General features: G+C 55.1%; 20 protein-coding genes. 16 read left to right on the top strand and 4 right to left on the bottom strand.

What is annotated here, in order from left to right; genetic code table 11:
• Nucleotides 1-192: 192 nt before the first annotated feature.
• The 5 genes from DV711_RS00825 (at nt 193) to DV711_RS00845 (ending at nt 5,144) form a co-directional block, all read left to right on the top strand.
• A complete protein-coding gene (locus DV711_RS00825; protein ID WP_114693758.1) occupies nt 193-1,971 on the top strand; it encodes a PQQ-dependent methanol/ethanol family dehydrogenase in 1,779 nt (592 codons plus the stop codon).
• Nucleotides 1,972-2,106: 135 nt separating this feature from the next.
• On the top strand, nt 2,107-2,673 hold the full coding sequence (locus tag DV711_RS00830) for a hypothetical protein (RefSeq protein ID WP_114693759.1): 567 nt from the start codon (nt 2,107-2,109) through the stop codon (nt 2,671-2,673).
• A 274-nt stretch (nt 2,674-2,947) separates the two neighbouring features.
• Nucleotides 2,948-3,508, top strand: a complete 561-nt coding sequence (locus DV711_RS00835; protein ID WP_114693760.1) for a sigma-70 family RNA polymerase sigma factor — start codon at nt 2,948-2,950, stop codon at nt 3,506-3,508.
• The gene (locus DV711_RS00840) at nt 3,490-4,176 is read left to right on the top strand and encodes an anti-sigma factor (protein WP_114693761.1); all 687 of its coding nucleotides are present in this window, start codon (nt 3,490-3,492) and stop codon (nt 4,174-4,176) included. Before DV711_RS00835 ends, DV711_RS00840 begins: the two co-directional genes overlap by 19 nt.
• Nucleotides 4,177-4,280: 104 nt before the next feature.
• Nucleotides 4,281-5,144, top strand: coding sequence for a DMT family transporter (locus DV711_RS00845; protein WP_114693762.1), 864 nt, complete (start codon nt 4,281-4,283; stop codon nt 5,142-5,144).
• A 92-nt stretch (nt 5,145-5,236) separates the two neighbouring features.
• Here DV711_RS00845 and DV711_RS00850 read toward each other — a convergent pair whose 3' ends face one another.
• Nucleotides 5,237-6,715 carry an MFS transporter gene (locus tag DV711_RS00850; RefSeq protein WP_114693763.1) on the bottom strand — a complete coding sequence of 493 codons (1,479 nt, stop codon included), beginning with the start codon at nt 6,713-6,715 and terminating at the stop codon, nt 5,237-5,239.
• 157 nt (nt 6,716-6,872) lie between these two features.
• On the opposite strand from DV711_RS00850, the gene soxR reads away from it, so the two are divergent.
• The 11 genes from soxR (at nt 6,873) to DV711_RS00900 (ending at nt 14,907) form a co-directional block, all read left to right on the top strand.
• Complete coding sequence (soxR, locus tag DV711_RS00855; RefSeq protein WP_114693764.1) at nt 6,873-7,343, top strand: redox-sensitive transcriptional activator SoxR; 471 nt, start codon at nt 6,873-6,875, stop codon at nt 7,341-7,343.
• 256 nt (nt 7,344-7,599) lie between these two features.
• Complete coding sequence (locus DV711_RS00860; protein ID WP_114694874.1) at nt 7,600-7,866, top strand: BufA1 family periplasmic bufferin-type metallophore; 267 nt, start codon at nt 7,600-7,602, stop codon at nt 7,864-7,866.
• Nucleotides 7,867-7,952: 86 nt separating this feature from the next.
• On the top strand, nt 7,953-8,828 hold the full coding sequence (gene bufB, locus DV711_RS00865; RefSeq protein ID WP_114693765.1) for an MNIO family bufferin maturase: 876 nt from the start codon (nt 7,953-7,955) through the stop codon (nt 8,826-8,828).
• The gene (locus tag DV711_RS00870) at nt 8,828-9,625 is read left to right on the top strand and encodes an HvfC/BufC N-terminal domain-containing protein (RefSeq protein ID WP_114693766.1); all 798 of its coding nucleotides are present in this window, start codon (nt 8,828-8,830) and stop codon (nt 9,623-9,625) included. Before bufB ends, DV711_RS00870 begins: the two co-directional genes overlap by 1 nt.
• Before the next feature lie 70 nt (nt 9,626-9,695).
• Nucleotides 9,696-10,169 (top strand): DoxX family protein, encoded by a 474-nt coding sequence (locus DV711_RS00875; RefSeq protein ID WP_114693767.1) that lies wholly within the window; start codon nt 9,696-9,698, stop codon nt 10,167-10,169.
• 1 nt (nt 10,170) lies between these two features.
• The gene (locus DV711_RS00880) at nt 10,171-10,566 is read left to right on the top strand and encodes a hypothetical protein (protein ID WP_114693768.1); all 396 of its coding nucleotides are present in this window, start codon (nt 10,171-10,173) and stop codon (nt 10,564-10,566) included.
• Nucleotides 10,567-10,684: 118 nt separating this feature from the next.
• Nucleotides 10,685-11,164, top strand: a complete 480-nt coding sequence (locus tag DV711_RS00885; RefSeq protein ID WP_114693769.1) for an aminoacyl-tRNA deacylase — start codon at nt 10,685-10,687, stop codon at nt 11,162-11,164.
• A gap of 490 nt (nt 11,165-11,654) precedes the next feature.
• Nucleotides 11,655-13,412 carry a hypothetical protein gene (locus DV711_RS00890; RefSeq protein WP_114693770.1) on the top strand — a complete coding sequence of 586 codons (1,758 nt, stop codon included), beginning with the start codon at nt 11,655-11,657 and terminating at the stop codon, nt 13,410-13,412.
• Between the two features lie 270 nt (nt 13,413-13,682).
• Nucleotides 13,683-14,090 carry a hypothetical protein gene (locus tag DV711_RS19270; RefSeq protein ID WP_133297377.1) on the top strand — a complete coding sequence of 136 codons (408 nt, stop codon included), beginning with the start codon at nt 13,683-13,685 and terminating at the stop codon, nt 14,088-14,090.
• A 115-nt stretch (nt 14,091-14,205) separates the two neighbouring features.
• Nucleotides 14,206-14,451 (top strand): DUF2164 domain-containing protein, encoded by a 246-nt coding sequence (locus tag DV711_RS00895; protein ID WP_114693771.1) that lies wholly within the window; start codon nt 14,206-14,208, stop codon nt 14,449-14,451.
• Nucleotides 14,452-14,520: 69 nt separating this feature from the next.
• Nucleotides 14,521-14,907, top strand: coding sequence for a GFA family protein (locus DV711_RS00900; RefSeq protein WP_114693772.1), 387 nt, complete (start codon nt 14,521-14,523; stop codon nt 14,905-14,907).
• 109 nt (nt 14,908-15,016) lie between these two features.
• Here the strand turns inward: DV711_RS00900 and DV711_RS00905 are convergent, their stop codons facing one another.
• The 3 genes from DV711_RS00905 to DV711_RS00915 are packed head-to-tail and all read right to left on the bottom strand — an operon-like array spanning nt 15,017 to nt 18,071.
• Nucleotides 15,017-15,637: an alpha-ketoglutarate-dependent dioxygenase AlkB family protein gene (locus DV711_RS00905; RefSeq protein ID WP_114693773.1), complete on the bottom strand. Its 621-nt coding sequence runs from the start codon at nt 15,635-15,637 to the stop codon at nt 15,017-15,019.
• Nucleotides 15,610-16,512, bottom strand: a complete 903-nt coding sequence (locus DV711_RS00910) for a ribose-phosphate pyrophosphokinase (RefSeq protein WP_243633704.1) — start codon at nt 16,510-16,512, stop codon at nt 15,610-15,612. Before DV711_RS00910 ends, DV711_RS00905 begins: the two co-directional genes overlap by 28 nt.
• A gap of 29 nt (nt 16,513-16,541) precedes the next feature.
• The gene (locus tag DV711_RS00915; RefSeq protein WP_114693774.1) at nt 16,542-18,071 is read right to left on the bottom strand and encodes a thymidine phosphorylase family protein; all 1,530 of its coding nucleotides are present in this window, start codon (nt 18,069-18,071) and stop codon (nt 16,542-16,544) included.
• Nucleotides 18,072-18,135 lie beyond the last annotated feature (64 nt).

Consider the following 18,135-nt stretch of genomic DNA (forward strand, 5'->3'; position numbering starts at 1 on the left):
CCGTTACTACTTCCGGAGACGGGGAGTAGTACTAAGTGAGTAGCAAACCTCCCTCCCAAGTTGGATTGTTGGCTGGACCGGCTGGATCAAGAATGACATTCATCATCTTCTGCCTGGGGTTTTCTTTAGAGAGAGTGGGGGAGCGGGTGATCAACAATTATTCGAATAAGAAGATCCTCAAAGGAGAATGCGATGAAAGATCAAGCTTCTGGTCTCCGGGGTTTGGCGTTAACTTCGCTGGTGGCGGCGATGACGCTGGCCGGTGCGGCGCAGGCCAAGGTGACAGACCAAGATATTCTCAAAGACCAGGCAACCGCGCAGGACGTGGTCTCCAACGGCTTGGGTCCGCGCGCCCAGCGCTACAGCCCGCTGGCTCGCGTCAACGGTGATACGGTGCAAGACCTGCGTGCGGTCTGGGCGTTTTCATTCGGCGGCGAAAAGCAGCGGGGTCAGGAATCGCAGCCGATGGTTAAGGACGGTGTCATGTACGTGACCGGCTCCTACTCCCGTGTTTTTGCCATCGACGTCAACACCGGCGACGAGCTGTGGCAGTACGATGCCCGTCTGCCCGAAAACATCATGCCCTGTTGTGACGTAATCAACCGGGGGGTGGCGCTGTACGACGACCTGGTGATCTTCGGCACCCTGGACGCGAAGCTGGTGGCGTTGAACAAAGATACCGGTAAGACCGTGTGGAAGAAGAAGGTCGCCGACTACAAGGCCGGTTACTCCATCTCGGCCGCTCCGATGGTCGTCAAAGGCAAGGTGATCACCGGGGTTTCCGGTGGTGAGTTCGGGATTGTCGGTAAGGTGGAAGCCTACGACGCCAAGACCGGCAAGAAGGTCTGGACCCGTCCGACCGTTGAAGGTCATATGGGTTATCTGAACGGCAAGGAGAACGGTATCACCGGCGGTGAAGCCGGTAAGTCCTGGCCGGGCGATCTGTGGAAATCGGGCGGTGCGGCTACCTGGCTGGGCGGCACCTACGATCCGGATACCGATCTGCTGTTCTTCGGCACCGGTAACCCGGCCCCTTGGAACTCGCACCTGCGCCCGGGTGACAACCTCTATAGCTCGTCGCGACTGGCGATCGATCCGGATACCGGCAAGATCGTCTGGCACTTCCAGACCACACCCCATGACGGTTGGGATTACGACGGCGTTAACGAACTGATCGCGTTCGATTACAAGGATGGTGACAAGACCGTCAAAGCGGCGGCCACCGCCGACCGTAATGGTTTCTTCTACGTCCTGAACCGGACCAACGGTGACTTTATCCGCGGCTTCCCGTTTGTCGATAAGATCAACTGGGCCAAGGGGCTGGACGAGAGCGGCCGTCCAATCCTGTCCGAAGCCAACCGTCCGGGTAATCCGAGCGAATCGACCGACGGTAAAAAGGGCAAGACCGTTGTTGCGGCACCCTCTTTCCTAGGCGGCAAGAACTGGATGCCGATGGCGTACTCGCAGGACACCGGTTACTTCTACGTGCCCTCCAACGAGTGGGAGATGGATATCTGGAACGAGCCGACCGCCTATAAAAAAGGCGCCGCGTACCTGGGGGCCGGTTTCACCATCAAGCCGATCAACGAAGAGTACATCGGTGTACTGCGGGCGATCGATCCGAAAACCGGTAAAGAGGTATGGCGCTACAAGAACAACGCTCCGCTCTGGGGTGGCGTTCTGGCAACCGCCGGCGGGCTGGTGTTCACCGGGAACCCGGAAGGTTATTTGATGGCCTTTGATGCCAAGACCGGTGAGATGAAGTACCGCTTCAATACCGGCTCGGGCATCGTCGGTTCGCCGATCACCTGGGAGCAGGACGGCGAGCAGTATCTGTCGATCGTCTCCGGCTGGGGTGGTGCGGTACCCCTTTGGGGCGGTGAAGTGGCCAAGCGGGTTAAACACCTGAACCAGGGTGGCACCGTCTGGACCTTCAAACTGCCGGCCAAGGACGAGATGGCGGCGCGCTAAGCCGTATCGGACGTCTACGTTCCGACAGGCTACCAAGCCGGGCCCCGTGCCCGGCTTTTTTACAAACGGTGAGAAGACCAGGCTGGTGAGAGGGCCTGTTTGCGGTACGCCTGAATCGAAGCGGAGGGAGTTACCATGGTCTATCGAATCCAGATGTGCGTGCTGTTGGTACTGGGATTACTGATCAGCTATCAGCTGCAGGCCCAAAACCTGCCGCTGGGGGAGCGAACCCTGAGTCTGATCGATAACAAAGGCCGCGCTCACCCGGTGGCGACGCTGCACTTTGAGCGGGCCGATAAAGATCAGGTTCGCTACACACTGGATCTTGATCATCACCGGTTTACCGATCATTTCCTGTCGATGAAGGAGATGAAGTGTGTCCAGGGTGACGAACTCTGGTGTTTTGTGCCTTATCCCTATTCAAACCCTCACTCGATCAGCGCCACCGATCTGCGTTGGCTGGAGCATGACCTGCTGTTTCTGTTCAAGCGCAACGGTGAATTCGGCGCCAATTTCTGGAACGGGATCTATTACAAGCTGGAGCTTCGTAACGGCCTGCTCGAAGGCGAGGCCCGGGCGCTGGATCTGAACCTGCTGGCCTCACCGCCGCAGGACCTGCAGCGGCCGCCGATCGGCGAGTTCGATCTGGAGGAGGCGGATCTGGAGCAGCGTTGGATTCCGCGGATTCGAATCCATCCCTGAGCCCGATCAGGGCGTTCAAAACCCTCAACCGTAGCCTGAACAACTATTTTGTCACGTTCAGCGTTCTGATCAGTCAGTAGATTAAATCTTGAATCGCGATCAGCGTTTGATCGCCAGACTGGGAGCTTATTCTCAGTCTTTATAGGGCCTTAGGGAGGTTCAAAGCGTGATTGGGGCTGGGCAGAACGGCAATATCTCGGTATCTTTCACCACTCCAGACCCCGTGGCTAAGGGGGACAGCAACAGGTCGTTATCAGGATCGCGATTCGACATCATGGAAACCTCCGAACGCCAGCAACAGCTGGCCAAATGCCTGCAACAGTGCGCCCGAGGAGAGCATGCCGGACTAAAGCGGCTGTATAATTTAACTTCGGCGAATCTATTTAGCGTGGCGCTGCGTATATTAAATGACCGGCAGCTGGCAGAGGACTGTCTACAGCAGGTGTTTTTGAATATTTGGCACCATGCGGAGCGCTACGACAGTAGCAAAGCACAGGCGCTGACATGGCTTAACACCATCACCAGAAACCAGGCTCTCGACCTGCTCCGGCGTAATAAACACAGCCGCCTGCACGACGGCGACGAGGCGCTCAACGAACAGGCCGATGAGAGTCCGGACCAGGAACAGCAGGTGACCCTGTGGCAGCAGAGTAAGCAGCTACACCAGTGCCTGGAGCAGATTCCTGAGAATCAGCGCCGCTGCCTGGAGATGGCGTACTTTGAGGGGTTGACCCATCAGAGCCTATCGGAGCGTATCGACACTTCGTTGGGCACCGTAAAAACCTGGATTCGTCGAGGCTTGGCGAGGTTACAGACATGCATGAATTCGATCTGACCGATCCTGACCAGCGTAATGAGGCGGCGGCCGAGTACGTGCTGGGTACGATGGAGCGGGATGAGAAAGCCCGCTTCGAGTCCCTGCTGGCGGTCAGCCGTGACCTGCAGCAGGAAGTGGAGCAGTGGCGCGAACACCTGGATGTGTTTAACCGCAACCTGGAGCCGGTTGAACCGCCGAAGGAACTGTGGAAAGCGATTGAGCAGCAGACCGCACCAAAAAAAACTGGATTCCTAGGCCTTAACTGGGGCTGGGCCGCGGCCTTTTGCCTGATGTTGGCGTTGTCCGGTGGCCTGCTGACGACGCAATGGCAGCAGTTCCAGCAACCGCAGGATCACTATGTTTACCTGATCAAGAACGACCAGCAAAAGCCCGGTTGGATGGTCAACACCTCGATGGAGAGCAACCAGATCGTGGTGCAGAACCTGCGACCGGTGGCGATGCCGGCGGATCAGTTCTACGAGCTTTGGTTGATGCCCGAAGGGGAAGAGCCGATCTCACTCGGCTTCCTGCCCAGCGAGGGCGAGTTGCGGATTCCGGTGAAAGCCGAATGGCGTGACCGGCTGTTGAACTGCGAGCTGGTAGTGACCATGGAGGGACCGGAAGGCGCGCCGAATGGCTACGACATGGGCCCGGTATCGGATAAAGCCAACTGGTTACAGTTCTAAATCAAACCCCAGGATCCAACCGCTGCAGCGCTAGGTCGCTGCGGCCGGTTGGGTAAAGCATCGGCCTCGCCGGGTTTCGGTTGGCCGCCAATGTAGCCACGCCGATGAAAACAGCCCTCTACACCCTGATCGCGCTGCTGGCATTTGCCGGTAATTCGATCTTGTGCCGGTTGGCGCTGGGTGATGAGGCGATCGATGCGGCCAGTTTTACCATCATTCGATTGCTGGCCGGTATCGTCACGCTGTTGGTTATTCTCAAGCTGACCCGCGGCGGCGATCCATCGCCCTCCAAGGGCAGTTGGAAAGCGGCCGGCTACCTGTTTCTCTACGCGATCACCTTCTCCTATGCCTACGTCAGCATCGAGACCGGCGTCGGTGCGCTGATCCTGTTCTGCGCGGTTCAGATCACCATGATTCTGGTGCAGTTGATCAACGGCAAGCGCTTGATCGCGTTGGAGTGGTTGGGGGTGTTGGTGGCCTTTGGCGGGTTGGTCTATCTGCTGCTGCCCGGGGCTCAGGCGCCATCTTTCAGCGGTTTTGTTTTGATGGCGATTGCCGGTGTGGCCTGGGGGGGTTACACCCTGGCGGGCAGGGGGTCGGCCAACCCGTTGGCCGATACCAGCTATAACTTTCTGCGCACGCTGCCGTTGGTTGTGGCGCTGCTGTTGGTCAGCCTGCAGCAGGCCGAGTTGTCTCAACGTGGGATTTTGCTGGCGGTGATGTCCGGTGCGGTAGCGTCGGGGATCGGCTACACCATCTGGTATATGGCGCTGGGCGGGCTAAGCGCCGTACAGGCGGCGGTACTGCAGCTGATCGTGCCGGTGATCGCCGCCATCGGCGGGGTGATCTTCGCCGATGAACCACTGTCGTTGCGGTTGGTACTGTCAGGCTTGCTGATTCTGGGAGGGATTCTGGTGGTTATCCTGGGCCGCTATCACCACGATCAGCAGGCGCTGTCACGTAGCTGACCAGGCTCCGGGCCGCGCTGGTTCCAACCAATCCTTATCCAGCCTGTTTGCCGGGCACCGGCCTGACGAGTTAATCCCGACGCCCCTGGGTATCACCGAGCTACCTCACGCTCTTGCTGTGGCTGTGGCTGTGGCTGTGGCTGTGGCGAGGCCGATGGTCGATGGTCGCTTTGCCGGACCACCGCGGCGGCGCTGAACAGGGTGAAGCTGACGATCAGGGCGAACAGGCTCTGCAACCAGAATGCACTGTCGGCTAACATCAGGCTACTCTCGGCACGGCTGAAACCGGTCAAGTTGGCGATCATGCCGGCCACCGAGGCGCCGAAGGCCGAAGCGAACATGGTGATGCTGGTCATCGAGGATGATGCCAGGTGGTGATCTTCATCGGCGGTGAGTTTGAACACCAGCGTCGCCAGATGGGGCCAGCAGAACCCGATTCCGAAACCCACCAGGATCAACGATCCGCAGATCAATACCAGCGTCGGTGACAGACCACTGCTGCCCAGCGGCACCAAAAACACCAGACCGATCAAACCGGTGACGCTGAAGCAGGGCCCGAGTCGTATGGCCCGATCTGCCCTGCGGCCGTGGTAACGGGCGCTGAGCAGTTCGGCAGCGGTCCAGCCGACCGCGGTGAGTGCCGCCAGATAGCCGGCAATCAGCGGCGTCTGACCGTGCAGGTGCTGCAGGAAGTAGGGCATAAACACGCCGCTGCTGGTACCGAACAGCAACAACGCCATCGTGGCGAAGGTGGCGAACAAACGCGAGCTGGGGATCAGGGCCGCGCGGGGTAGCAACCTTATGCTGGCACGATGCTCGACCCGGATCAGTAGCGCGATCAGGCCGCAGGCCATCAACAATGCCAGCGCGTTGAGGGTCAGGTCGGCAAAGATACTGGCGGTGGCGATGGCCATGATGGCGCCGGACAACAACACCAGCTGCGGCAACGCCAGCCGGTCGGCATCTTCGGTGGTCTGCGTCTGCGGCAGCAGCTTAACCACGGCGATGGCGTAGACGATGATGACCGGCAGCATCACCCCGAAGGCAAAGCGCCAGATGCCCAGCTCGGCAAAGATGCCGCCGATCGCCGGACCAAACAGGGTGGCCACACCCCACATCCCCGAGACCAAGGCAAAGGCCCGTTGCCAGAGCCGCTCCTCAAACACCAGCGCCACGACCCCGTAGCCCAGCGACACCATGATGCCGCCACCGAGCCCTTGAACCGTGCGACCCAGCAGCATCTGACCGATGTTCGGTGATAGAGCCGCGATCAGGCTGCCGGCAAAGAGTAGTGCAGCGGCACTGAGGTAGGCGGTTCGGGCGCCGAATCCATGCAGAAGCTTGGACGACAGCGCGGCGCCGATAATCGAGGCGACCACAAACAGGGTGGTGTTCCAGGCATAGAACTCTCGGCCGCCGATATCGGCCACCACCGTCGGCAGAATCGTGGTCGACAGGTAGATATTGATCGCGTGCAGGGCAACACCACCGGACAGCACCAGGGCCAACGCGGCATTGCGACCGCTGAACAGGTCGTGCCAGCTAGCCTGAGCGTAGTTGTTCTGACTCATGATCGGAGCACCTGTTGTGGCTGGACGATTAACGGCGAAATTGCGGGCGCGAATGACAGCATGAAATACCTCCAGGCAAAAGAGGTTGTCGATCTTACAACTTAAACTTAACTTTAAGTCAAGGTGGGATTTCAAAAATTAGCCGAGCGGAGGAGTAATGAAAAAAAACGAGAAGTTGCTGACCATCGGCGAGGCGGCCGAGCGTGCCGACCTGAACCAGTCGGCGCTGCGATTCTACGAGAAACGGGGATTGATCAGCTCGATCCGAACCGAAGGCAATCAGCGCCGTTATCCGTTGTCGATGTTGCGTCGGATCTCGGTGATTCGGGCGGCGCAGCGGCTAGGTTTGACCCTGGAGGAGATCGAGCAGGCGCTGGCCAGCCTACCCGACAACCGAACCCCGACCAAGCGCGATTGGGAGCGACTGTCGGCACGTTGGGGTGAACAGCTGGATCAGCGCATCCTGCAGATGCAGCGGCTGCGAAACAGCCTGTCCGGCTGTATCGGTTGCGGCTGTCTGTCGTTACAGAGCTGCGAGCTTTTCAATGCCGAAGACCATATCGCGTCCCACGGTAATGGGCCCCGTTATCTGATCGAAGGGACGCCGGAGGAAAAGGGGGGAACTTGATCAGGATGTCGGACTATGCCGTGCTAAAAAACGGAAACACCCAACGGCTGAGTCATTGCGGATGCAAAATAAGTCGTAAATTTACATCTATGTAAGATGCTGAAAAATAACATAAAAAAAATAAATTTAAAAAAAGTCACTTTTTTTTGAGTCTTGCTGAATCCAGCCAAAGATTGCCGGCGTATAGGTTATTGAACGCAGCGTACAAGCGCAGCGAAATCGAAAAAACAACGATTAGAACCTCAAGGTGATCAACATGAAAAAGACTCAAAACAACATCGCAGTAGCTACCGCTGTTTCTGGCATCATCGCACTGGGTGCAACTCTGGCTGCAACTCCGGCTCTGGCTGGCGACAAAGAGAAGTGTTACGGCGTGGCTAAGGCGGGTCAGAACGACTGTGCAACCAAGAGCAGTTCTTGCGCCGGTACCTCCAAGACTGACAACCAAGGCGACGCTTTCCTGGCTCTGCCGAAGGGTCTGTGCGGCAAGCTGGCCGGTGGTAGCCTGAACCCGAAAATGTAAGCTACCCACCCCGCACCCGGGGCGAGCAACCGCCGCCCCCCTCTCTTAATTCGCACCACCCAATAACTTCAGACAACGGCCCTCCCATGAACGGATTACAACCTTACAGTACCGGCGTTGGCCTGCGGGCTCCCCATATCGATCAATGGTTGGAGCGGGTCCGCCAAGGTGACAGCGACGGCATCGACTGGCTGGAAATTCACAGTGAGAATTTCTTCGATCCGGCCAGCCGCGAGTGGGCCTGCCTGGAGCAGATCGCCGACGCCTATGCCCTGAGCTTCCACAGCATCGGCATGTCGCTGGGATCGGTGGACCCGTTGTCCGAGAGCAACCTGGCGCAACTCAAGCGCCTGGTTGACCACTTTAATCCGGCGCTGGTGTCGGATCACCTGAGCTGGAGCTCGGTCAACGGTCGTTACTTCAATGACCTGTTGCCGCTGCCCTACACCGAGGAGGCGTTGAGCCACTTCAGTGAGCGGGTCGATCAGGTGCAGCAACTGTTGGGGCGTCAGATTCTGATCGAGAATCCAACCGCCTACATGGCTTTCGCCGAAAGCACGATTTCAGAGTGGCAGTTTTTGAATCGGCTGGTCGAGAAGACCGGCTGCGGACTGCTGCTCGACCTGAACAACATCTACGTCAATTCGGTCAATCTGGGACTGCAACTGGAGCCCTATCTGGCCGAGATCAACTGGTCCGCGGTGACCGAAATTCATCTGGCCGGGTTCACTCGCAAGCAGCTCGATGACGGTGAGATTCTGATAGACACCCACGGTTCGCGGGTTTCCGATCCGGTCTGGGATCTGTACCGCCGGGTCAGCGCCCACTGCGATGCGGCGGCGCTGATCGAGTGGGATACCGATATTCCCGAGCTGGAAGTGCTGTTGGAGGAGGCGGCCAAAGCCCGCGCCATTCAACCCCAGCAGCTCGAAACGGAAAATGTCGCAAGGGGGGCTGCCTGATGTTGGCCGAACTTCAACAGCAATTTGCCGACCAGTTGCTGGCCGCGCAAAAGCCGGCCGACGCGGCGGCCAACGGGGGCGACAGCAGTCCGCTGGCGATCAGCGGGCCGGCACCGGCCGCCCAGCTGTTCCAGCTCTATCGCAACAACTTCTACGTCAGCCTGCGTGAACGGCTCGAAGCGGTTTTTCCGGTGACCACGGCGTTGGTGGGGGAGGAGTTCTTCGCCCAGATCAGCAATCGCTACGTGCGTGAATTCCCACTGACCCAAGCGCCGCTGGCCGATTACGGTGATCAATACGGCGGCCATATCGCCCAACTGATCGAAACCAACGAAGCCGTAGCCAGCGTGCCCTATCTGGCCGACGTGGCCCGGCTGGAATGGTTGCTGGAACTGGCCGAACAACGGCCGTTGCAGCCCAACGCGTTTCCTTTCGAGCGCCTGTCCGCTTTGTCGCCCGAACAGCAGGCCGGTGTCCGGCTGCGCCTGGCACCGGGTGTCGGCCTGCTGAAAACGGACTATGCCGCGGCGGTGATCCATCAGGGCGTCACCACAGGTGAGCTGGATGGGCTCGACCCCAACCAGAGCGAATACCTGCTGGTGTTACCCGCCGGAACCGCCTGGCCCGAGCCATTGCCACGACCACAGATTCAACCGCTGGATGAGGCCGCGTTTGGATTGCTCGAAGCGATCGAAGCGGGGAAAGAACTGGCATCACTGCCGCTGCAGGATACCGACTGGACTCCGGCGCTGCTGATTCAGCGCGGGCTGATCAGCGATTTTGAAATCGGTGAGTGACCTGCGCCGATAGAGATGAACATCCCGAATTAAGCGTTAAAGCGTTATCAAGACACTGAAGGAGAGACCCATGCGCCAACTTATCGATAAATACGATCAACTGGTCGCCCAAAGCCAAAACCTGCTGACCCCATTGATGCTGCTCGGCGTGCGTTTCTGGGCCGCCGAAGCTTTCTTCCGCGCCGGTCAGGTCAAAATCGCCAACTGGGACAGCACCCTGTTCCTGTTCGAATACGAATATCAGGTGCCACTGCTTCCGTTTGAAACCGCTGCGGTGATGGCCTCCATCGTCGAGCTCTGCCTGCCGCCGCTGCTGGCGCTGGGTCTGTTCAGCCGCCCGGTGGCACTGGTGCTGTTCGGCTTCAACGCGATGGCGGTTATCTCCTACCCGGTGCTCTGGGAGCAGGGTTTCCTAGATCACCAACTCTGGGGGCTGATGCTGCTGATGACCGTGCTGCTTGGCCCGGGTCGCTGGTCGGTGGATCAGTTCCTGCGCAACCGCTGGCTGCCGTCTCCGCAACCACAGCAACAGCAGCAGGCTTAATATGAACGCCTCGGTCCGCAGCAAAAACACAGCGGCCGAGGCATCCTCGGTACCGCCATCGACGGACCAGCTCTGGTACCGGCGCTGGTACGCCGAGGCCGCCGGTGAATTCAAGGCCAATCACGGCCTTTACTGGAGCCACCTCGGCCACCTTAACAACCTGCTGGCGATCCTCAATATCAGCCTGTTCTTTATGACCGGGTTGATCGCCCAGGGTTACTACTTCACCTACATCTCGCTGAGCGCCATCATCCTGGTGGCACTCATCACCCTGCTGCCATTGCCCTGTGCCCGACGACTCGGTTTCTACCTTGGTTGCCTGGCGCTGGAAGGCATCGCCCTCTACCTGCTGGTAGCCAGCGCGATCCACTGGGTCCAGATGGGTGGGCAACTCTGACGTCGCCAAAAATCTTACGATCCTATCCCCGCCGACTTGAGATTCATGCATAGAGCCAATCGTTGGTGTTGCAGCGATTATACTCAGGGTGACTCCTATCCCTTCGGAGGGCCTGATCATGTCTATTGCAACCCGGGTCCGGGCATACCTGAATACCCACAATATCGGTTACGAAACCATCATTCACAACCACAGCCACTGCTCCATGGAAACGGCCCGCGCTGCCGGCATCAAGCCGGAACAGACCGCCAAAGCCGTAATGCTGGAAGATCACCAGGGTCATCATCTTATGGCGGTGCTGCCGGCCAGCCATAAGATCAGCCTTGATCGGCTGGGGCAGCAGTTCCAAGCCGAATGGCATCTGCTCGAAGAGGAGCGCCTGACGCCGATGTTCGACGACTGCGAACCCGGTGCGGTGCCATCGCTGGGCGCGGCCTACAACCTGAACACCATCTACGATGACTCTCTGGCTAACCAGTCGGAGGTCTATCTGGAATCCGGTGACCACAGCACTCTGATCCGACTACGGGCCGAACAGTTCGCCGAACTGATGCGCCGTGGTCAGCACGGCCAGTTCAGCAACAAGGCCTATCACTAACCGAGATGACGGAGCGGCGATCACCGCCGCTTCGCTCGTAAGTTGAATTTTTTGCCTGGAAGGGTAGAAGAAATCTCGCACTGCATTGTGGAGAGAATGAAGTAGAAAAAATCAAGGGGGAAGTTAATAGAAGTAGATCCAATTGATTGGTTTAGTATTAATTTAATTCAAGAAATTCCATTTGATTTCAGAATATGGCGTACTAGGCTAAAACACGTAAGCAAGGAGTAAAGCTTACGCAAATGCCGGACAGTCGTACGCTCGGCGAAGGATTGCAAACAAGAGTGAACGACGATGCAGGCAACCTTTCTATACGCCACCTCGGCGACACCGTCCAAAATTATGATTCTTACTCACTTCCATTTCAGCTTATTGGATAGAAATATTTTTGCAAATATTAAAATAATGTTATCTCAATAGACGGATTAATAAAGATTCTAGAAGAGATGTGGCTATTGTGTGAGACGATGAAAATCCAGGTTTAAGGGCAATGAAACTAATATATATATCAGCTTTTATTCTAATTGTATTTTCTGCAATCGGTTATACATTTATACAAAAAACTACGGTATCGATAGATGATGGAGAGTCTATTCCACGTTTAATAGGTACAAATAAGGATGTTACAAATATAATAGTGGTTCATGGCATTGGGTATCATTGTATTGGATATGCTGATCCTTTAATCGACAGCATTATGGACGAAGTTTCAGATCATGATTGGAGTAATGCAAAATTAAATTATGTGTCGTACTTGAACGATGCAATTAAAATAGCTGGCGATAATAATACTAAAAATGAGAAAGAGAACCTGTACACGGGTAATGATAAAGTATATTTTCCAAGAGATGGTGGTTGTAGAATAGATCAAAGTTCAAAAGAATCCATAAATTTACTATTAGATACTTATAAATCAACACCAGCGCTGATAGAAAAAAAAGAAGTGAAGGAAGTTAGCACAAATATAGATGGCTTATATAAGACAGATACTGAAGTGATAGTAAATGGGCAGGACGATCTGTGCGAGTATATATACAAGAAATCTATTATCAATTCAGGAAAAAAGAATAACGAAATTTGTTACAAACTATCGGTGGATTATGTTAACAAATATGGGAAAAACAATTACACCGTAGGGTTTGTAAGAAAAATATCTAGTGAGCCAGCTGTTTCAAAAAAGGTGAATATATACGAGCTAACATGGAATCCTGCGACGAGGTGGTTAAAGGAGTCTTTTAATTCTTCTGAAGGAATAAGTGAAAAATCGGGAGCGTACATATTAAATCAAGAGCTGAAATCAACAGTTGTTAACACGGCAATAGCTGATGCAATTGCATATTTAAGTGATAGCGGTGTTCTAGTTAATTATGATTTGCTACAGGCATTTTGTTTGGCTTATTTGGGGAGTCACTCTTCATCATTTGAATATAATTTTCATTGTTCTTCTGACTTGCTTAACAGGAAGGTAGCAGATTTTCATCTAAATAACGAAGTCATTCTAATATCACATAGTCTTGGAACAAGAATTGTTTTAGATACCTTGGGTCTATTATCAAAAGATATTTCTGAAGAATCGTCGTTCGGGTTAATATCTCATATTCATAAGAAGTTTGAAATTATTGGGGCTGAAGTGCCAGATGGATATTTGAGTAAAACAGATGCAAATGGAATAGGTTTTTATGAATCGCTAATCGAGAGTATACCTGACTTTATTAATTCCATCGGTACATTGTATGTATTTACGAATCAAATACCTTTATTAGCTGCGAATATATCATCGCCATTTAAAGAAAAAAATCACGAGATAGGTGCAGAATTTTCTAATTTTCTAGAGATGCGTGATAGAAGATTAAGAATTGTTTCATTTCATGACCCCGATGATTTACTTAGTTATGATTTAAAATGTTGGTATAAGAATAATATTTTAAAGGAGCTTGAAACAACAAAGGAATTAATTGAGTTGCAGGCGATAGCCAATGTGGCTGATAATGGTTCAGAGATTGGAGATGAAAGAAAAAAGATTAGAGATGCGATATTCGGTGTCTGCAAAGAAGAAGAGTTAAAAACAAAGACAGATAAAACTCTTTATGGGAGTATTTGGGAGAAATCAGAGGAAAAGCTGGAGCTTATTAATGTGGGAGTTAGGTTGGAATCAGACTGGAATATTCCATGGACATTTAGTGATCCTTATGGAATTCATTCTAACTATTTCACTGATAAAAGCATCCATGATTCATTCATTAAATAGAAGAGCATGAGGAATGTAGAATGAAAATAAGTGAGATTAAGGCTGTTTTTTTTGTTTTTATTATCGCTGGTGCATTAGTACCAAATATTTCTTGGTCACACGATGGTCCTGTAGATAGAGATGGTTGCCATCAAGATAGTAAAGGACGATGGCATTGTCACTAGAATAGTTACAATGAAGCTCGCTATTTATGATCTAGAATTTAGGCTGGCAAAGTATACAGCTGATGCTATTGAATAGCTCTTTAATCTGCCTACAGCTATAAGCCAAATGACACTACCCTATATAGAAACTGCAAAATTTATTCTGGAAGTTGTTAAGGTAATGATTCCAGTATTAACAGGCCTTTTGGCAATTTCTGCCTCTGGAATAGGTAGGGCTTGGGTCCAAAAGAGGTCTATATCAACGATAGATCTAATTTGTGTTTCAATCGTAGCATTGCTCGGTATTTTTTCATTTGTATCATGGGCCACTGCTCTTGCAGGAGCAATGATATATACAACTAATAAAGCATCAAATTTAGTGTTACTTGGTGAAATAACGGCGCTAGAAGCTTTAGATATTGCACGACTTGCAGTTCGGTGGGGGTATACATTTTTAGTTAGTACGGCATTTATCTCAGGTTTTTACTATCTCTTTCTTTTATCGCAACAAAAAATACCAGTCAGTGACAGCTAAAAAGTAGCTGTGTAGCATGTGTGCAAGCTGTGTACTATGTCCACTCTTTTGGTGCTTCAGTGCTCAATTAAGCCGGCGTTTCCATAGTCAAGGATTGTTTAATTAGGGAAAAACAATGACCGAGTTTCGACTATCCAGGGAAGAAACCGACCGCATCGTCGACAAGATCAAAACCTATTTCAACGATGAGCTTGACCAGGATATCGGCGGTTTTGAGGCCGAGTTTCTGATCGAATTCTTCGCCAAGGCGATCGGTGCACACTTTTATAACCAGGGGCTGGCCGATGCCAGAGCGCTGTTTGCCGAGAAGGCGGAAGAGGTGGGGTATCTGGTTGAGGAACTGGAAAAGCCGACGCTGTAGGCAGCATGGTGCCCTACAACAGATGACAAAGTGAACTAATGCCAAAGAGAACTAGGGAAGGGAAAGGCGATGATTAACGGTAGTTGTTTGTGTAGAAAGGTCAGTTACAACATTACGGGGGCGGTGGGTGAGATTGTGCATTGCCACTGCCAGACCTGCCGTAAAGCCCATGGTTCGGCGTTTTCGAGTGTCGCGGCCGTAGCCGATAATGTCTTTAAACTGCATGGGGCAGAGCACCTGAAATCGTTCGAATCCTCACCCGGCAAGCAGCGTTACTTTTGCTCCCGCTGTGGTACCCAGGTGTACGCCAAGCGGGATAACACCGAGCATGTCATTCTTCGTTTGGGATCTCTGGACGATGATCCTCAGGCGCCCGAGCAGAAACATATCTGGGTTTCTGAAAAAGCCAGTTGGTACAAGATCAACAGTGACCTGTCACAGCAGTTGGAGTTTTAATCACTGTACGCTTAAGTTCAGGCGAGTCGCTATTTTGGGGCTTCAAGGCATTAGCCTGCGCTGTATTCCATCGCTGTCTAATCAGGTTTTAGGCAGCTTGTCTGGTGAATCAAGATTGAATGATCTGCCGAAAGGTCAGATTGATCCGCGGCTGGTTCAGTCGGGTGCGTTTGGGCAGGGCATGTTGCCAGTGGTGTTGGGTCGAACCGGCCATCAGCAGCAGGGAACCGTGCTCGAGCAGCAGCTCGTAGCGCTGGGTCGGGTCGTCACGGCGGCGCAGCTGGAACGGGCGTGGCTGGCCCAGGCTCAGCGAGGCGATCACCGGATTGGGACCGAGTTCGGGTTCGTCGTCGGCGTGCCAGCCCATGCTGTCGACGCCGTTGCGGTAGAGATTGGCCAGCACGGCGTTGAAGCGCTGGCCGGTCTGCTGTTCGAGTTGTTGCTTCAACGCCAGTAGTGGATCGGGCCAGCCCTGGGCGTACAGACTCAGGCCGGAATAGCGGTAGTGCAACCCCGGGTCGCCATACCAGGCCTGCAGTCGGGGGATCGGGGTTTCACGACCGAACAGCCGGATACGATCCTGACGCCAGTCCAGCTGCTGTTGCAGCTGGGCGAGGTAATGGTCAGCCTCGACGGCGGACAGAAACTGGGCCTGGTAGTGCAGCTCTGCGTCGGCCAGCCCGGCGGCTGGCAGCGGCTGGGTCAGGATTCGGGAGCGGCTTGCAGCCATGCGCGCAGCGGTTCGGCCAGGGCAGAGGCGATCTCGATCTGATTGGACGGGTGGGGGATGCAGTTGGTGGTGATCACCTCGGCCTGCTCACTCAACTCCCGGTAGGCGTCATCGGCAAAGATGCCGTGCACCCCGATACATATCGGCTGTCCCAGGCCCTGCCCGGCCAGCTTGGACAGGGTGCTGAGCATGGTGCGACCGCTGGAGATGATGTCGTCCAGCAACACCGGTCGGTAGCCCTGCCAGCGCTCGACCTGGGGCAGGGAGACGTCGACATCACGGTCGCCGCGACGGGTCTTCTCCAGCACCACGAAGGGGGCGCCGGAGAGTCGGGAGACTTCGCTGACCCACTGCTCGCTCTCACTGTCCGGGCCGATCAGCAATACCGACTGATCCTGGCTCTTGAGCCATTCTGCGATCAGCGGTGCGGCGGCCACGACCCGGGTGGGGATTTGGTAGACCTGATCCAAGCTGGTGATCCGATGCAGGTGTGGGTCGATGGTTATAAGAAAATCAAAATAGTTGGAGATCAGCTTGGCGAACGGAATCGCATTGACGCACTCCCCGGGTTGGAAGCGTTTGTCCTGGCGCATGTAGCACAGGTACGGGGTGATCAGGGCGATCCGTTTCACGCCGAGATCACGTAGGGTCTCGGCCAGAAACAGCAGCGGCATGATCTTCGGATCGGGATCGAACAGGTTGCACAGGATCAGCGCGGTCTTGTCCTGGCAATCGCTGTCGACGCGCAGGTAGGTTTCCCGGTCCGGGAATTGGCGGCTGTTGAGTTGACCGAGTTCGATGTCGAGCTGCTCGGCCAGTTGGCGTGCTAACGCCGGGTCACTGCCGAGATTGAAAAGGATGGCGTTTCGATTCAAGGGCGGTCTCGTTGTTTGCTGGGTTGTCGCTATGGAATTGGATCGGGTTGGAGCTGAATCAGTTCCGGATGAGCATTAAGGAATTCGACCGCGTAATCAAGTTCTCCTGGGCTTTCAGCGTGCAGGGTCAGCAGGGTCTCTCCCGACTTGACGCTGTCGCCCAGGTGCTTGTAGATCACGATGCCGGCGGCTTTGTCGACCGGAGCGCCGGCCAGCTTGGCGGCCTGGGATAGCAGGCGGTTGTCAATCGCCGCAACCCTGCCGGCGCAGTCGGCCAGCAGGTTGTAGCGGTAGTTGGCCACCGGGGGTTGGCGCAAGCCGCCCTGAGCTTGGCAGATCGCCTGGAAGCACTGCCAGGCATGTCCCTGTTCAAGGGCTTGGCGGGCTTGCTGCTGTCCTTTTCCGGCGGCGGCCGCCTCGCTCATCTCCAACAGTTCGCCGGCCAGCAGGATGGCGCGCTCCTTCAAGTCCTGGGGCGCTTGCGGACTGTTCTCCAGCACGGCCAGGATATCCAGGGCTTCCAGCGCAGGGCCGATACCGCGACCGACCGGCTGGCTGCCGTCGCTGAACAGAACCCGAAGTTGCAGCCCCAGGGCTTGGGCGACGGTCCGTAGTTGCTCGGCCAGGCGCTTGGCCGATTGCTGATCCCGCACCTTGGCGGTGGGGCCGACCGGGATATCGATCAGCACATGGGTGGCACCGGCAGCGATCTTTTTCGACAGCACCGAGGCGATCAGCTGTCCTTCGCTGTCGATATCCAGTGCCCGCTCTACCCGGATCAGCAGGTCGTCGGCCGGACTGAGTTGGACCGAACCGCCCCAGGCCAGGCAGCCACCGTGCTGGCGGACCACCTCCTGCATCTGGCTCAGGCTCAGGCTGACTTCGGTCAGGGTCTCCATGGTATCGGCGGTACCGGCCGGAGAGGTGATCGCCCGGGAAGAGGTCTTGGGCATGGTCAGGCCGAGCGAGGCCAAAATCGAGACTACGATCGGGGTGGTGCGGTTGCCGGGCAGGCCGCCGACGCAATGTTTGTCGACGATGATATCGCGCTGCCAGTTCAGACGGCTGCCGCTGTCCACCATGGCCCGGGTCAGGGCGATAATCTCGTCGGTATCCAGCTTGCGATCGCCGCAAGCGGTGATAAAGGCGGCCAGGTGAACATCGGCGTAGCGGCCGGCCACCACGTCGTTGACGATGGTGCGGATCTGATCCTCGTTGAGTTTGTGTCCGAACACCTTGGCACGCAGGTAGGAGAGGGACTCCAGCGGCTTAGGGTGACTGACCCAGACCTGATCGCCATCGGTCAGCTGCATATGCTGCCAGGCCGAGTCGGAGAAGCCGATCTCATAAGGGGTTAACTGGCTGCCGCGGACAATATGCAGGGTGGCGATAATCGAGTGATCGTCGCTGTTGACCCGCACCCGCGATAGCGCGGAGAACCCCTCGGAGTGACAGACGTAGCTATCCTGATGCAGGTAGATGGTGAGTTCCTGGTGGGTGTCGATATCCAGTTTGCGTGCGGTCAGGGTGAGCAGACGCTGCTGAGAGTTTTTCGTCATTCCAGGTTGAGGTCCCGTCAAAGTTGGTCTTTAGTGAGTATAACAAGCGATCTGCTGCGGCAGT

Source organism: Motiliproteus coralliicola, from assembly GCF_003345655.1.
Classification (GTDB): Bacteria; Pseudomonadota; Gammaproteobacteria; order Pseudomonadales; family Balneatricaceae; genus Motiliproteus; species Motiliproteus coralliicola.

What these genes read in the sequence shown, in the direction of transcription:
- DV711_RS00825 (WP_114693758.1), top strand. Translation starts at nt 193, where the DNA reads ATGAAAGATCAAGCTTCTGGTCTCCGGGGTTTGGCGTTAACTTCGCTG.
- DV711_RS00830 (WP_114693759.1), top strand. Translation starts at nt 2,107, where the DNA reads ATGGTCTATCGAATCCAGATGTGCGTGCTGTTGGTACTGGGATTACTG.
- DV711_RS00835 (WP_114693760.1), top strand. Translation starts at nt 2,948, where the DNA reads ATGGAAACCTCCGAACGCCAGCAACAGCTGGCCAAATGCCTGCAACAG.
- DV711_RS00840 (WP_114693761.1), top strand. Translation starts at nt 3,490, where the DNA reads ATGCATGAATTCGATCTGACCGATCCTGACCAGCGTAATGAGGCGGCG.
- DV711_RS00845 (WP_114693762.1), top strand. Translation starts at nt 4,281, where the DNA reads ATGAAAACAGCCCTCTACACCCTGATCGCGCTGCTGGCATTTGCCGGT.
- DV711_RS00850 (WP_114693763.1), bottom strand. Translation starts at nt 6,715, where the DNA reads ATGAGTCAGAACAACTACGCTCAGGCTAGCTGGCACGACCTGTTCAGC.
- soxR (WP_114693764.1), top strand. Translation starts at nt 6,873, where the DNA reads ATGAAAAAAAACGAGAAGTTGCTGACCATCGGCGAGGCGGCCGAGCGT.
- DV711_RS00860 (WP_114694874.1), top strand. Translation starts at nt 7,600, where the DNA reads ATGAAAAAGACTCAAAACAACATCGCAGTAGCTACCGCTGTTTCTGGC.
- bufB (WP_114693765.1), top strand. Translation starts at nt 7,953, where the DNA reads ATGAACGGATTACAACCTTACAGTACCGGCGTTGGCCTGCGGGCTCCC.
- DV711_RS00870 (WP_114693766.1), top strand. Translation starts at nt 8,828, where the DNA reads ATGTTGGCCGAACTTCAACAGCAATTTGCCGACCAGTTGCTGGCCGCG.
- DV711_RS00875 (WP_114693767.1), top strand. Translation starts at nt 9,696, where the DNA reads ATGCGCCAACTTATCGATAAATACGATCAACTGGTCGCCCAAAGCCAA.
- DV711_RS00880 (WP_114693768.1), top strand. Translation starts at nt 10,171, where the DNA reads ATGAACGCCTCGGTCCGCAGCAAAAACACAGCGGCCGAGGCATCCTCG.
- DV711_RS00885 (WP_114693769.1), top strand. Translation starts at nt 10,685, where the DNA reads ATGTCTATTGCAACCCGGGTCCGGGCATACCTGAATACCCACAATATC.
- DV711_RS00890 (WP_114693770.1), top strand. Translation starts at nt 11,655, where the DNA reads ATGAAACTAATATATATATCAGCTTTTATTCTAATTGTATTTTCTGCA.
- DV711_RS19270 (WP_133297377.1), top strand. Translation starts at nt 13,683, where the DNA reads ATGACACTACCCTATATAGAAACTGCAAAATTTATTCTGGAAGTTGTT.
- DV711_RS00895 (WP_114693771.1), top strand. Translation starts at nt 14,206, where the DNA reads ATGACCGAGTTTCGACTATCCAGGGAAGAAACCGACCGCATCGTCGAC.
- DV711_RS00900 (WP_114693772.1), top strand. Translation starts at nt 14,521, where the DNA reads ATGATTAACGGTAGTTGTTTGTGTAGAAAGGTCAGTTACAACATTACG.
- DV711_RS00905 (WP_114693773.1), bottom strand. Translation starts at nt 15,637, where the DNA reads ATGGCTGCAAGCCGCTCCCGAATCCTGACCCAGCCGCTGCCAGCCGCC.
- DV711_RS00915 (WP_114693774.1), bottom strand. Translation starts at nt 18,071, where the DNA reads ATGACGAAAAACTCTCAGCAGCGTCTGCTCACCCTGACCGCACGCAAA.